This is a genomic window from Rhizobium lentis (assembly GCF_017352135.1).
GTDB classification, from domain to species: Bacteria; Pseudomonadota; Alphaproteobacteria; order Rhizobiales; family Rhizobiaceae; genus Rhizobium; species Rhizobium lentis.
Map to the genome: position 1 here is coordinate 132,059 of NZ_CP071458.1, position 14,290 is coordinate 146,348.

A 14,290-nucleotide genomic window follows, 5' to 3' on the forward strand; every position below is an offset into this window, starting at 1 on the left:
TACCCGTTGGCGGGTGGACCAGCACACGATTCGGCACGAGCGACCTCACCCTGTTGCGAGATGCGCCCCGTCGCCGCAAGCGCCAAACATTTACGTACACACTGGGGATGTACTATTTGGAAAGCCTAGGATATAGTACATCCACGTACACACAAGGTTAATGACATGCACACCACTAAAGCTTTCAAGAATGGAAATTCCCAAGCGGTTCGCATACCGGCGGAACTGGCGTTTGAGCGAACCGATGTTGAGTTGGAGATCGAGCGCATCGGCGACGAGCTTCGCATCCGTCCTGTGCATCGCTCCCTGGCCGGCGTTCTGGATGTATTCGCCCGCTTCTCTCCGGATTTCATGCGTGACGGAAGAGAGTCCCATGAGCAAGACGAGCGGGACAAGATCTGATGGCGCGCTACATGCTCGACACGAACATGTGTATCTACCTGATGAAAAACCAGCCGGAGCAGGTCGCTCGCCGCTTTGCCAGTTGCTATGTGGGGGACGTGGTGATGTCCGCCATCACCTTCGCGGAACTCGAGTACGGTGTTTCCGCATCCGATGATCCGGAACGAGAACTTGATAATCTCACCGCCCTGGCCGAGCTAATCACGGTAGAGCCGTTTGGGATCGCAGCAGCGCGTGCCTACGGTCCGGTTCGAATGGCGACGAGAGACCGGAAGAAAGATCATCTCGACAAACTGATCGCATCGCATGCGATCGCTCTGGACACGGTATTGGTGACCAACAACACGCGGGACTTCCTGGCGTATCCCGGACTGAAGCTCGAAAACTGGCTGGACGCGGAACGCAGAGAAACCAATTAACCCGTCCCAGCGGCTATGCCGTGAGGGGCGGGCAGGAGGGGACCTTGCCGGCGCTCGTGCCGGTAAGAGGGCGATGTTAGAGGTTAGTTTTCGCTCGATGAAAATAGGTTTCTGGAGACAGCCTCCAGTCGGAGCGCTTAATGCTGAAATCGATATCGCTGTGTCGTCAGCGATGGAAACGCTAGCAGATCAGGGCGCATCCATCATCCCATTTACACTTCCAATCGATGACGTCTTGGACTTGTTCGATCATCATTGGATGTGGCTTTAAACGGCGTGGACGTCGTTATCTCGCCCGCCGCCGCCCATCTCCCTTTTGCAACGGCCATGAACGCTCCACCCGATACCGGAGTCAAGAGTTGGACTGAATGGACTGGCTTTAGCTACCCGCTAAATTTGACAGGGCAACCTGAATGTGTGGTCTCCTGCGGTTTTAGCGCCACGGGGCTACCTATCGGTATTCAGATTATTGGTGCACGAGGTGCGGACGGCCGGGTTCTATCTGTAGCGAAGGAAATCGAAAGTCTTATTGGCCGGTATTGCGAGAGTAATCACGATCTGCCTCGCGACGGCACCAGGCGGAATTGTAAGGGAACTAATTGCAGGCGTGTCGAAGTCCCGATGGGTGATCTCCTTCAAGTTCCGTCAATTCGCCGAAGCATGTGTTCAACGTTAATTGCGTGGAAGATAAAGCCAAGCTCGCTAAGCGGAGAATCGTATCGGATGTCGTCTATTGTGGCGATCAGGCGGTCAGCATCGATCAGCCCCAGTTCATGCAGCAGGCAACGACGGGATAATTGACTAGTGATCTCGCTAGCACCGATAATCAGCGAGCCGGTCAGATAGTGTTCGAAGTTTTCTCTTATAGAAACGCCGAAAAACCGTTTGGGATATCCAAGCCGTTCCAACATCCGGCGATGCAGCGCCTTTTCGTGCCTCCAGGCAAAAGGCAAACTCCGATAAAATCGTACGGCTTCTGGCTGGGCGAATGGGCTAATTGGCCATATGCCATGGCTCGCAAACAAAGGAGCACGCGCGGCGTGTGCCTCCAGTACCGAGATTGGCAGGATAGGGAAGGGTGCCCGATCGCAGCTTGCTGCATAGTCGGGCAATCGGTTTTTGAGCACCAGCGTCATGGCGGAGGGAAGGATCGCAGGAAGGAATGCATCGCTAATATTACGAGCGAATTGCTCGTGATTTTGCTCGAAAGCATGGGCCATTAGCAACTCATCACCGCCTGTACCAGTTGCGACCGCCCGCGGGGCTGAGGCAGTGGCGAGCGACTTCAATAGTTGATGGAGGGGCCGCTGCAGATCGGCATTGTAGGGAGCGGGGACGTAGTCGCTACTCACTTCGAACCCACACGGAACCATTGGTATCGTGTCAACACGCAGCGTTTGGTCGCGAAAGCCAAAGTGCTCGATTGCTATTTCGCGCCGCGAAGTCTGTTGACTTCGAGCTGGCCCCTCGACCTCCAAGGCATAAGTTTGCAGGGCGTCAGGTTGCTGCCCCGCCAAAGTGGCGGCAACGACTGCCGAATCCAATCCTCCGCTGAATTCGCTAGCCGTGAGGGCCGGCGTGAGGGGCCAGCGACGCAGCAGGGTGTCGATCAAACGGCATGCTGCGGCTGCAACATCGGCCTCATCCACAAGCGGGGTCGGGATGAAGTACGGTGCCGGAGGGGGATATTTCGTCTCGACGGCTCCCGTCCTGCTGATGCAAAGTGACGCGCGCTCCGTCAGCATGAAAACACAGCGAAACATCGTGGTTGTTGCATAGGGGAGCGTCCCGACAAGACGCAGGCCAGTTCGGTCCGTGTCGACGTCGGCGAGAGTCATGCCCGAATAAAAGTCCGCTATCGACCAGGAGAGATCAATGCGCTCACCGCTGACCTTCAGATAAAGTGGCGCAACACCTCCATGTCCGGCGCTGAAGGTCACCGTGCCGGAATGGCGATTGATCGAAATTGTCTGATAGTCCAATGGCCATTGCCCAAAAGCACAGAAATCATGTGCTCGTTCTATCGGCCAATCCCTGAGTGCTACAACCTGCCCACCCGCTTCGGCGGAACGCTCGCGGCAGATCAGGATGATTTGATCAGTGGTGTCCCAACGGAAAGTTTCGAGTAAAGGATGGTCCAGGATCTTGATAGAGATGTTGGGGTATGACGACGGGATCAGCGGTTCATCCACGCACTCGAGATGACCTCGGTCAATCGTTCCCTTGAACATGGGTGATCGCCTAGTTGATGAAAATCTAAAGGGGCAGTGACCGCCGCCTTGGCGACGGTCACACGGATGAGACTTAGACGTCGAGTTTGTCCATGTCGCCCGGTTTTCCCCCCTTGATCATGGCAGCAATTTCTGTGGTCGAAGGGGTCGGTCCGACGCGCGGCGCCTTGGCAAACACGCTCAACTCGCCACCGATGAGTTTAACGGGCTTGCGGGTAGTTATCGTTTCCATGTTATGATTCTCCGTTGGTTGCTTTCCTCGCCGTTCCCTTAAAGGGGTGCCAATGACGCGAGTGACTGAGTTACACTGACTGTCCCATACCGTTCTAGGGTGGCATAGGCTGCGGAATCATTAGGCTACAATCGATCCGGGCGGCTACGTGACTGGCTCTCTGACCTAAGCATTGATTGCGATGTAGCACCGCTTGTGCAAAAGAATTCCAGGCGGTGACTTGTGTGCGCTTATGAGCCGGACTGGCGGCGAATTGGTGACCAAAACTTCCTGAGCCGTAAGGTTCAAACATCGAGCGGAATTTCCTATGCTAGTTAGTTGCCTACAACGTCTGGGGGGCGGACGAGGGGATGACTTCGAGTGGCACGACTAACTCGTTTTCGAAAATGCTAGGCTCTGAGAGGATGTGTGTTTGCCACCCGTTGGCGCGCAAGGTGTTTATCAGCTTTGGGTGCGTCTCGCCGATAAGCGAGGTGATGCCAGCAACGCGGCAAAACTCCATCAACCCGATCATCAAAACACGCGATACTGGAACCCCGTCAATCTTTTCATCACCGCTTGCAACCGCCCACCGCGTCCATTCGAAAACGTCGTGCGACCTTGGCCACTTTTGGCCCCGCATGATTTGCGGGTAGACGGTTGAAAGAAGATGTGGCTGCACCGTAGGAAGGAGCCGAGAATACCCGATCACCGTATCGTTCTTGAGAACGCTAAAATGAATAGCGCAATCGTGATCAAACTGATCTATTTCCCGTCTGTCACTCTTGCGTAATGCCTGCCACCCACGTCGCTCCACAAATTGCTGGTGTCGAAATCGCCAGATTTTCTCCATGATTACGGCGTTAGCCCGAGAGTCCCCAATGCAAATCTTCATCATCGTTTCTGACCCCCGGGGATCACTATGCGCGATCTTTCTGTCCTTCAAAATGAGTAGAAATACTCATTTCTGAGTTAGGTCGCGGATGTTTAACGTCGTTCGTCGCGCTACCATGGTTTTAAATCAAACAATCTCGCGCGGCATGGGAAATGGCGGCAACGGAAAGATCGGCCAACGGGTTTAGAATGCCAATATCTCGTGCCGCTAGAGTGAATTTGCAGAGCATCGGTGTGCTCAAAGACCCCTAAAGGCTCGATCGAGCCGGCTCTCAGGCCGCTTTTCGTTTGATGTGATTGCGTTAGAAACCCATCTCGGCCGGTGCTTATCTGCTACCGACCAAATAGGCTTCGACCGCTCTTACCGTCCCGGGTCTCGGGGGCATGACTATGGGTTAATGGTAGTCTGTCAGGGAGTATATCTACTCATTTACGTCACCCAGAAATACTTATAGCTGAATTGGTGTCTCCAATAACACTCGCCTCAGTTGGAGCTGGGCAAAGAAGCGGTCCAAACGATTGGATCAGTCCTGGCGTGAAGACAGAAAATCAGCGGAAAGGGAGAATCAAATGTCCTTGCATGTCAGCTACGTAGACAAGGAAATGACGGATCATGCCCGTGCATCACAGCCGGGAAGCGCGGCGCTTGCCCAAGGAACGCAATATTCGTTGCTGTTGAAGAACCGATCGGCGCAACCTTGGACCTTCTATGTCTATCAAAAGATGCCTCAACCTGTTGCCAATGTCTTCTCTTTGGCATGGTTCTGCTCTCCGTATAAAATTCGGGTTGGCAATCAAATCAAATTCAGTTGGGAGCTCGCCTATAATTTCGTCTGGAGCGACACGGGACAACTGATTCCTGGCGTGGACTTTCTTTCCTCCGGGGTGGAGGACTGCAGCCCCAGCGGGAGAAACACCACTACTTTTTCATTAAGTGATGGACCTGGCCTGACCGCGCCGATCAAGGGTGATCCTGCAGGATCACTGGTCATTAACGATGCTGCCAATGTGCCAAACAACCGGTTCTCCGTGGGCATCGGCATGTCCGGAACGGGAACTTATGTTGCACAAGCGGGCACCAATCTGCTCCACACGTTCACGCCGACTCCGAGCTATTGGATTGCGGCGGGAACAAATGTGAATATCGGCTCGGTGCTCAGTATCGACACGATCACCCAGACCAGGGAAGCCAAGTTTCCCTCTGCCGTCTTCAATCTCGTAGGCGTGCTCCAAGAGGACAATACCTGGGATATCAACCCGGCTTGATGGCAAGGTGAATAGGCATCAGCTCCGCCCGTCAGGGCGGAGCTGATGCTTGGGAGTACCTGTTGTTGCTGATAATTGGCATTCCTTCCCTCACGCATCAATCTTGACCGAGGAACCAAAGATGTTTGCAGGGCCTCCAATCGGTGCGGTCTGTCCCTTTGCGGGGCAAGTTGCCCCCTTCTCGAGCTCGGTCAATACAATCTGGAGCAACACACCATGCGCAAGCTCTGGCGTGGCTGCGGGTACAAATGCGGAAGCTCCTATCAGCTACGTCGAAGCCCAGGGATGGATGCTTTGCGATGGACGCTATCTCAGGGCAACCGCCTATCCAGAACTCTACGCCGTTCTCGGCGGACTCTATGGAGAGCGGAATTCTACGGCCGATCTGGAATTTCGGATTCCAGACTACCGTGGGTTGTTCCTGCGTGGTTTCGATGCCGGTGCCGGTATGGACCCTGACGCGAAACGACGGCTGGATCCAACCGGCAATAATGTTGCGAATGTTGTTGGGTCCCTCCAATGCGATGCTATGCAAGTTCATGCGCATCCCTATGAGATAACGACGCCGGCGGGAATTTCGCAACAGGGCAGTGCCGCCGGAACTTCCATTTCAAGCAAATCGACAGGCTCACCGGAAAATCCGGCACGCACAGCTCTTGAGACGCGTCCCAAGAACGTGGCCGTGAACTACCTGATCAAGTTTCGGTAACTTGAAAGGGTCGCAGATCCTTTCATTCGATTCGGAGACATCGGTCCGGAAGTGACATCTTGCCGGCCGGCAAAAGAGGAGAAGCTTAATGACTGCTACTTTGAGAGCTTTCGGATACCTAGCTGCTGTCGCCCTGACCGTCACCTTCGCGCAGGGAGCCGCGGCTGAGGAGCACCAAAAAGGCAAGGTCGCGGCGAAGCCCGTAGAAACTGGCGTTGTGATCCGCGGCGTCACGCTTGCCGGCCCGGTTGGAAATCCGGGTACGTCAACCGGGAAAACATGCGACTTCAGCGGTGAGCCCGTGGATCCATCCGGACGTTTGGAGGGGGCAAGCGTCAACTGCAGACCAAATGGTAACCTGGCGAATACATTGCCAGGGCTACCCGCACGCTTTAACGCGTATTGCATGATAAATGCTCCGGTCAAAAGTGCGCGGCTAATCCAAGCTGCCCGACCAGAAAATGCCAGCCACTGCGATCTGTCGGGGATCACCCCAAAAGACGCGACTGGTCAATTCGGGGGGGCCGTCTGGCGGTAGGTGGTCATTGGACGACTTCTGAGGAAACAAATTCAAAACACGTCCTCGCAGCCACCCAATGGATCCTGTCTGCTCGACCTACCGAAAACTGTGTTGCGCCTGTCTATCAATTCAGGCGCAAATTTAGCTCTGCATTTCAACGGGCTACCATCAGATCATGATGGCTGTCGTGATCCAATAGGCCCAATCTTTGAAGTGCCCGAAAACTCCACATGTTTCAGCGAATAATTCTGAGACGAAAGCTTTCGGCAATCATTTGAGGTGTATTAACCACATTGAGCTTTCGCTGGATGTTCAAAATGACATTTTGAATGGTTCGATGGGATCGTCCGAGAATCGTTGCGATCTCTATTGCTGTTTTGCCTGCGGCACACCAATGGATGATTTCGCGCTCTCGCGTTGTGGTCATGGGTAAGGCCATAACTTTTCGACTGGCATCATTCCCAATTTGGGCGCGGAGCAAGCTGTGCGCGTAAGCCGCCATCACATAGAGCGCGCTTCGGTCGCAGGTTGAGAGCTCCACCTTTTCCGCTCCAAAACTGACAATCGATTGAAACCCGCCGGCAGTGTGTAAAGGAACGCTAAAGCCGTCAATCAACTTGAATTCGCGTGCCTCATTCATGACACGACGGCTCTGCCGAGCGAGTTTTTGATCTCGCAGAGCTTCCGACCAAACAAATGCGTGATCACATGTCTTGCTAAGCTGCACTATGGGGTCGGCGTGGACATAGTTGTTTTCACGATAGCGATCAAACCACCCGGCGGACCAATTGCTAAAAACGAAATAGGGATCAATTCGCTCCGGAGGCGAGGGGATGCCGGATATCGCGAAATAGCTAAACCCGAAATATTGTGAAATTTTTCCAAGTAAGAGCAACACATCGTCTTTGCTCTTTGCACTGGCTGACTCTGACAGGAAATCGAACACCAGATTCGAGACCGCTGAGGATTCTTCCTTCACGACAACCTCCCGGTTCGGCGCAAGATTAACGTCGTCACATCTAAGCAGTGAGTGCCCAGTTCCGTGGGCGGCTAAACTCTGAAAACCATATTAGATACCCTTGATACATACAACCAAAAAGCGCATCTTCCAGGCGGGATCGTCGTCGGCAAACCGTTTGGCGCCGCTCGTCTGAAAAACAATTCGAGCCGTCAATTTAACCGAGTGCATCAGCCCGATCGCTATAGCTTGGCATCCACTCGGAACCGTACGGCAGACGACTGACAACTTCGCAGCGGGGCATGTCGCAAATTTCGGCGCTTAACGGTATGTTGACCATGGGAAGAGAGATTGCCGCTCCGAAAGTTGTGGAGCGAGCCGACGATTCTGAATGCTATTGCCGAAAAGCTGAAGCGGCAATCGATCGATGATTTCAAGGGCCGGCATTTCGAGGCATGGCCGATCGTGCGGGCGGTTGCCTGGTATTTGGGTTTGCTCAAGGCTTCAGACGAGTTCGTCAGAAGCGAAAGTTAAGGCCCGCCTTAATTACATTATCGTTGAGGTCGGACTTCGAGCTGGTGCCTCCGCTCGGGGTCGGGACAGCGTTGTTAATGACGTAGTTGTACTCGATCTTTGCCGACACGCCGCCCGAAAACGCGTGCTCGACGCCGCCACCGCAGAGGTAGCCCTGTTTCCAGCTATCCGGTCCGGATTTCCATTTGTCCGATCCGGATACGAGGCGGCGGCCCTCGAACTCGGTCGTTGTGACGCCCGCGGTGCCGTAGACGAAAGTGCGATCAAAGCCCAGGCCAGCCTTCGCTTTCGCGGCACCACGGAAGCGGCTTTCCACCCTCCCGCCGGGCACACGCACTTCGTTGTTCATGTAAGAGCCTTCCAGTTCTGCGCCGAAAACGCCCGGTCCGGCCTGGAAATTGTAACCTACCTGAGCGCCCACCGCTGGGGCGCGATCATTGTTGAACGGGTTGAATTTGGAGGCCGCGACACCTCCGTGAAGACCGGCGTAAGCCCCGACCCACGAGAAGGTTCCCGGTGCGTCATAAGAGGGGGCGCTCGGAACGCTGTGGTCAGCTAGATCGGCCGCCGACGCGCCGCATGCCATTAGGGTCGAGACGCCTACGAATAAGATTTTTCTTTTAATTAGCGACATATATAACTCCGTAACGAGCGAAACTAACATCCGGTTCTGGGCTGGACGCCAAAGGTCTACAAACCCCGCCTGACCCGCGATAGCCGCGGAGAAGGCATCATGAGCTTCCATGAGAAAAGCCAGGTCGCTCGACTGGATCAAGTTTCGCATCACATCCGTTGGATCTTGTGTGGACCCAACGCTCTTTGGGACATGGGGGGCGTTGTCCCTGCTGTCCCTGACCCTACCTTCTGGACCATAGCCCCCGACGTTCCTCACTGCGACTGCCCTTCGCCTTTTGAATATTTCAGCATCGTCATACCTCCTTCATAAGCAGACTCTCTACAATTGCCTGATTTAAGACAAGGGGCGCGGAGGATATATTTAAATATATATTTGTCTACGTTATGTCAAAGAGCGGCAATACATTGATATTCCACCAAGACTGGAAAACATACGGACTTATATTTACGAATATATTCTGGCTAATTTCCCAGCTGGCGGCATTTGCCGCGCCAACGTAGGCTCGCACAACGAAAGCGCGACTGTAGCTGAGCTTATGCCACGACGGAATTCACGGCGCCCGTCCGGGCGGCCAGATCCGGAGAGCGTCCCTGCAACTCCTGGTCCAGGAGCCTGTAATCCGCAGTGATATGATCGTCGGTCAGCCAATGGGTGGGGCCGAGCGGCTGCCGACCCTGCGGTGCGATGCCCGATCCCGAGGCCGGTTCAACCGTCTGGGCAACTCGCGAGTGATGGGTGAGACGCCCGTCCGACTCCGACCCCGCCGTGTTGGGCTCACCGTTGGTGGAGAAGCGTGTCATAAGGACGCGACGGTCGGCTCGAGGATATTCACAACATTAACGGCGTCGTCGGGACCAGTATCTCGGTGCTGTTCCTGCTGGTGATCAGCATCGCCAATTTGTTCTTCCTGAACCGTTGCGGAAGCCCAGATCGTTACCGCCGAAGCGAAGATCCTCTCCACTGAAATCGCGATTGCAGCCACCAACAAGTTGTTCGAACTGGCAGGAACGCGCTCAACCCTTGCAGAGCACGGGCTTGATCGCCACTGGCGCAACGCCCGCACCCATACTCTGCACGACCCGGTCCGCTGGAAGTACGCCATTTTGGGTAAGTATTTCCTGAATGGCGAGAAGCCACCGCTCCATGCCTGGAGCTGAGGATTCCGATCTGCAAAGCACCCTAAGATCAGGTGCTCTGCAGATTATGTCTGCAGCGCATACGAGGGAGGAAGCTTTCGCCTTCGTCAACGAGGTGTCGCGGACATTGTTGCCGCTGCTTGGCCGCCGATTGTCATAGCCGCAAGCCTTTTTTATATTCTGCCGGCCATCTACGAAGGGCGCTCAGTGCATCCGGACGATAAACATTTTAGCATCCATCATTCAAATCGTTCGGATCAAATCAATGGATTTCACTAATAGGCTCTTAGAAAACATAAGGGGTGCTGGCAGCTTCGGCTGCCTCATAAGGAGTATATGTGATGATGATCAAAGGCACTGATAAAAGCCCCTTTATTATTAATGGATCCGATGACGACGACACAATCTATGGACTCAATCGCAATGACTGGATCAAAGCCGGCGGCGGCGATGATCTGATTTGGGCTGAACGCGGACACGACAGGATCGAGGCCGGTCCCGGCCATGACATCATCTGGGCCGGGGATGGCTCAGACGCTATCCATGCTGGTGATGGTGACGACCTCCTGTATAGCGACGGCTCATTCGCCGCCTTCAACCCCTTCGAAGTGCACCGCGTAATACCACATAGCGGCGAGAGCGACGACTGGCTCCACGGCGATGACGGGAAGGATACTCTGGTGGCTGGTGACGGCGCAGATGTTTTGGCTGGCGGCGAAGACGCTGACGCCTTCGTGTTTCGGTTCCACGATCCTATGGTTGGAACAACGCACTGCTATACGACTGTGAAAGATTTCGACCCGAAGCAAGACCGTTTTGTCATGGACGCCGATCACTTCGGTAAAGGGGATCTGTTTGGCGCAAATTTCATCAACCACTCGAAGGGTTTCCCAGGCCAATTTGTGGACACTTTCTACAATGGCAAGGCCGCGAACGCGCACGGTGAGCACGTTGTGGTAATCACAGATCGTGGGTTCACGTCTAGCTCTGCCGCCGCGACCGCTATTCACGGGGAAGCCCGCGGTGACATCATTGTCTACTATGATGAAAAAACTCTCGGTCATGATGGCAAAACTCACGGTGCGACACTAGCCTATGTCGATTCCGCGAACCACGCGCATGCCTTCGCTCATGTCGACAATCTGCACGACATGTCAGATCTTACCTCGTTTACGGGGGAAAATTTCGGCTTCATTTAATTCGAAGACTCGAGGAGCGTTCCACCCTTGGGGCGCTTCTCTTTTCCAACGTGGCGCAGTACGGAAATAGAAACGACGTAATTTTGTGATCGAATGCACCGGCCCGTGAACAAGGTCCAATGGCCGGTCGCGTGCGTCCAATGTCGGCGTTGTTCAACCGAAAAGACGCGACCCTGGTCGAGAGGATGGTGAGATGCTGGCGAAGTTGCCCTGCTGCTGAAGACCAGCGTGGTATCAGGAGCGACGCCTGCGTAGCGTCCTCTTCTGTACAGGGCCGCGAAGCAATTCCATCTTAGTGAAAGTCCGCGTTGAGGGCCTTAGCAGGATTACGTCCCGTTTCATGGCTCCATGGCGAGGGGCCACGCGGTCACATCCTTTTGGTAGCGGTGCGTCTTCCCTCGAGGAAGGTTAACAGTGCTGTCGTCAACATACTGGCGTTGGCGACAGGCTTCGGTGATCTGCTCGGCCGGAAATGAGTAACCGCCATTACTTCAACAATCATTTACGTTGAACGAGCCTGGTGATCTCGCTGATAACGGTATGTCGCGCATGATGCCAGTCTGCCGCCTTGCTTGCGGCGCAAGTCTAGTCAACCGGCTGAAAGCAATAGGCGTTCGTAAGGGAAAACAGACGCTCAATGCAAAAAAAGCGCCTAGGTCCATGGCGGTACTATCCGTAGACCAGGCAACTGGCGCGGGCTGGCGTCAAATTCCTTTAGGCCTGTCGTTTGGGTCAAACTGAATGATCGTGATCCAATTGGCAGTGAGTGCCGGTCGGCTCTCGTTCTCGATCTCGACCGTCACCTCGTAAGTGGTCACCAGCATGCTTGCGCCGCGAAATTGACATTCAGAGAGAACGAAGCGACCGCGCACGCGGCTACCGGTCTTAACCGGTGACATGAAACGCACCCGGTCTAAGCCGTAGTTAAGGCCCATGGTCTGCTCGCGGATCCTTGGCATGCCGCTGAAGTTCATCGCCGACAGAAGCGAGAGCGTCAAGAAGCCATGAGCGATAGTGCCACCAAACGGGCTTTCGACTGCTGCGCGTTCCGGGTGCACGTGGATGAATTGATGATCGTGTGTCGCATCGGCGAAGAGATCGATTGTGGTTTGATCGACGGTGATCCATTCGGATTTACCGAGTTCCTGGCCAATTCGCGACGGCACGTCGGCGAGCGAAAGTTCGTGCATACGACCTCACTTATTTGATGTCTGGTCAAGTCTTGGATTTTCTCGGAGGCGAGTTGCGAATTAAATCGTCACAATCATTCGACTGTGACTGATTTAGCCAGATTCCGCGGCTGGTCCACATCTGCCCCCATGACGACGGCCGTGTGATAGGCAAGAAGCTGCAGCGGCAGAGAAAAGATCATCGGCGCGATAATCTCCTCAACATTAGGCAACACGATGGTGTGCATGGTGGGGAGTTTCGACATCGACGCACCCGTCTCGTCGGTGATCAGAATGATACGGCCGCCGCGGGCGGCCACTTCCTGCATATTGGAGACAGTCTTATCGAAGAACCGATCATGTGGCGCGATGACGATGACTGGCATATTTTCATCGATCAGGGCGATCGGACCGTGTTTTAATTCTCCTGCCGCATAACCTTCAGCATGAATATAGGAAACCTCCTTGAGCTTCAGCGCACCTTCCATGGCCAATGGGAAATTTGTGCCACGGCCGAGATAGAGCACGTCGCGGTAATGCGACAATTCCCGTGACAAGAGCTCGATCTGCGGCTTGATGTCGTTCAGCACTCGTCGCATAACGCCGGGCAACGTCGCCAGACTTTGGACCAGCGCCTGCTCCTCGTCGTCCGTGATTGTGCCCCGCGCCTTGCCTGCGCCGATGGCTAGTGCAGCGAGAACAGCAAGCTGGCAGGTGAATGCCTTGGTAGAAGCAACGCCGATCTCTGGCCCGGCGAGGATCGGAAAGATGGCATCTGCCTCGCGGGCAATAGTTGATTCTGCGGTATTGACGACAGCGCCTACTCTCAGACCTTGTGCTTTGCAATAGCGTAGCGATGCAAGCGTGTCAGCCGTCTCACCAGATTGAGAGATGAAGAGCGCTGCCGACCGCAGCGACAACGGGATTTCGCGATAGCGGAATTCAGAGGCGACATCAATTTCAACCATTAACCGTGCGTAGCGCTCGAACCAATATTTGCCAACGAGCCCCGCTAGATATGCAGTGCCGCAGGCAGAAATTGCGAGGCTCTCAACCCTGCCAAAACCGATGTCGGTTGCAATGGCATTGACCTGATTATCGTTGACATTGATATAGTGACCAAGAGCACGGGCGATGACCTCGGGTTGCTCGTAGATTTCCTTCTCCATAAAATGCCGGTGATTGCCCTTGCCGACCAGGTCTGCGGTAGCAAGCGATATGTGCCGTGGGCGCGTAACGACGTTGCCTTCCGTATCGAAAACCTGGACACTCGTTTTGCCTACAGCAGCCCAATCGCCATCGTTCAGATATGTGATGTCGTTGGTGAAGGGAGCAAGAGCGATCGCGTCGGAACCTAAAAACATCTCACCATCGCCATGGCCTATCACTAATGGTGGTCCATTGCGCGCCACCATAATGGTCGCTGGATCATCCTCAAACAGGATGGCAAGAGCAAATGCGCCCTTGACGCACTTCAACATGGCATGCATGGCCTCAAGGCATCCCATGCCATCCTGACGGAATTTTGTCAGGAGATGCGCAATCACCTCGGTGTCAGTGTCGGTCTGGAACTTGGCCCCTACCTCTGCCAATTCGTCCTTCAGCTCGGAAAAATTTTCGATGATGCCGTTATGAACAACGGCTACGCCATCGGCAAAGTGGGGGTGAGCGTTGCATTCTGTCGGTGCGCCATGGGTCGCCCAGCGGGTGTGGGCGATGCCGACAGTGCCGCTCAGGGGCTCTTTTTTCAATCTCGCTTTAAGGTTCCCGAGCTTGCCTTCTGCACGGCGTCGGTGCAATTCTCGCTCGAAGATCGTAGCAATCCCGGCTGAATCATAACCGCGGTATTCCAGCCGCTCCAAGGCTTCGATCAGCCGCTCCGACACGGGCTTATGTCCCACTATGCCAACAATCCCACACATGCTTGTCACCCATGTCCCAAGAGCCCCCGACCGGTAATCAGGAAGGCGGACGCCGCTCGGTGCGTGTCCTCCAGCGGGTGCTA

At 54.7% G+C, this 14,290-nt stretch carries 13 protein-coding genes and 3 pseudogenes; 8 read left to right on the top strand and 8 right to left on the bottom strand.

From position 1 onward, the window contains the following. Positions 1 to 165 precede the first annotated feature (165 nt). The 3 genes and pseudogenes from vapB to J0663_RS30440 form a co-directional block, all read left to right on the top strand. Positions 166 to 402, top strand: coding sequence for a type II toxin-antitoxin system VapB family antitoxin (gene vapB / locus J0663_RS30430; protein WP_018496487.1), 237 nt, complete (start codon positions 166 to 168; stop codon positions 400 to 402). Continuing rightward, a complete protein-coding gene (locus J0663_RS30435; protein ID WP_018068333.1) occupies positions 402 to 821 on the top strand; it encodes a type II toxin-antitoxin system VapC family toxin in 420 nt (139 codons plus the stop codon). The genes vapB and J0663_RS30435 overlap by 1 nt, the downstream gene beginning before the upstream one ends. Positions 822 to 1,076: 255 nt before the next feature. Then, positions 1,077 to 1,310 (top strand): annotated as a pseudogene (locus J0663_RS30440) (amidase family protein); the annotation flags it as partial. Between the two features lie 146 nt (positions 1,311 to 1,456). On the opposite strand, the gene J0663_RS30445 reads toward J0663_RS30440, so the two are convergent. The 3 genes from J0663_RS30445 to J0663_RS30455 form a co-directional block, all read right to left on the bottom strand. Then, positions 1,457 to 3,052 (bottom strand): asparagine synthase-related protein, encoded by a 1,596-nt coding sequence (locus J0663_RS30445; protein ID WP_138396810.1) that lies wholly within the window; start codon positions 3,050 to 3,052, stop codon positions 1,457 to 1,459. 73 nt (positions 3,053 to 3,125) lie between these two features. Next, the gene (locus tag J0663_RS30450) at positions 3,126 to 3,284 is read right to left on the bottom strand and encodes a hypothetical protein (RefSeq protein WP_018484260.1); all 159 of its coding nucleotides are present in this window, start codon (positions 3,282 to 3,284) and stop codon (positions 3,126 to 3,128) included. Between the two features lie 322 nt (positions 3,285 to 3,606). Continuing rightward, a complete protein-coding gene (locus tag J0663_RS30455) occupies positions 3,607 to 4,161 on the bottom strand; it encodes an acyl-homoserine-lactone synthase (RefSeq protein WP_028734672.1) in 555 nt (184 codons plus the stop codon). A gap of 566 nt (positions 4,162 to 4,727) precedes the next feature. On the opposite strand from J0663_RS30455, the gene J0663_RS30460 reads away from it, so the two are divergent. Next, the gene (locus tag J0663_RS30460; RefSeq protein WP_077988165.1) at positions 4,728 to 5,423 is read left to right on the top strand and encodes a protein rhiA; all 696 of its coding nucleotides are present in this window, start codon (positions 4,728 to 4,730) and stop codon (positions 5,421 to 5,423) included. Positions 5,424 to 5,472: 49 nt separating this feature from the next. After that, positions 5,473 to 6,132, top strand: coding sequence for a tail fiber protein (locus J0663_RS30465; RefSeq protein WP_131624562.1), 660 nt, complete (start codon positions 5,473 to 5,475; stop codon positions 6,130 to 6,132). A gap of 755 nt (positions 6,133 to 6,887) precedes the next feature. On the opposite strand, the gene J0663_RS30470 is transcribed toward J0663_RS30465, so the two are convergent. Further along, positions 6,888 to 7,631, bottom strand: a complete 744-nt coding sequence (locus J0663_RS30470) for a helix-turn-helix transcriptional regulator (RefSeq protein ID WP_207246250.1) — start codon at positions 7,629 to 7,631, stop codon at positions 6,888 to 6,890. Positions 7,632 to 7,994: 363 nt separating this feature from the next. Between J0663_RS30470 and J0663_RS30475 the strand changes: the two are divergent. Continuing rightward, positions 7,995 to 8,099 (top strand): annotated as a pseudogene (locus J0663_RS30475) (IS6 family transposase); the annotation flags it as partial. A gap of 28 nt (positions 8,100 to 8,127) precedes the next feature. On the opposite strand, the gene J0663_RS30480 reads toward J0663_RS30475, so the two are convergent. Continuing rightward, positions 8,128 to 8,778 carry an outer membrane protein gene (locus J0663_RS30480; protein ID WP_138396827.1) on the bottom strand — a complete coding sequence of 217 codons (651 nt, stop codon included), beginning with the start codon at positions 8,776 to 8,778 and terminating at the stop codon, positions 8,128 to 8,130. Positions 8,779 to 9,577: 799 nt separating this feature from the next. After that, a complete protein-coding gene (locus J0663_RS30485) occupies positions 9,578 to 9,763 on the bottom strand; it encodes a hypothetical protein (protein WP_206106380.1) in 186 nt (61 codons plus the stop codon). Between J0663_RS30485 and J0663_RS30490 the strand changes: the two are divergent. Continuing rightward, positions 9,693 to 9,938, top strand: a pseudogene (locus J0663_RS30490) (SfnB family sulfur acquisition oxidoreductase); the annotation flags it as partial. The gene J0663_RS30485 and the pseudogene J0663_RS30490 sit on opposite strands and share 71 nt — an antisense overlap. Positions 9,939 to 10,258: 320 nt before the next feature. Next, on the top strand, positions 10,259 to 11,116 hold the full coding sequence (locus J0663_RS30495; RefSeq protein ID WP_138396808.1) for a calcium-binding protein: 858 nt from the start codon (positions 10,259 to 10,261) through the stop codon (positions 11,114 to 11,116). Between the two features lie 704 nt (positions 11,117 to 11,820). On the opposite strand, the gene J0663_RS30500 is transcribed toward J0663_RS30495, so the two are convergent. Beyond that, a complete protein-coding gene (locus J0663_RS30500; protein ID WP_138333862.1) occupies positions 11,821 to 12,306 on the bottom strand; it encodes a MaoC family dehydratase in 486 nt (161 codons plus the stop codon). Positions 12,307 to 12,380: 74 nt separating this feature from the next. Continuing rightward, the gene (gene glmS, locus J0663_RS30505) at positions 12,381 to 14,207 is read right to left on the bottom strand and encodes a glutamine--fructose-6-phosphate transaminase (isomerizing) (RefSeq protein WP_138396807.1); all 1,827 of its coding nucleotides are present in this window, start codon (positions 14,205 to 14,207) and stop codon (positions 12,381 to 12,383) included. Between the last annotated feature and the right edge of the window lie 83 nt (positions 14,208 to 14,290).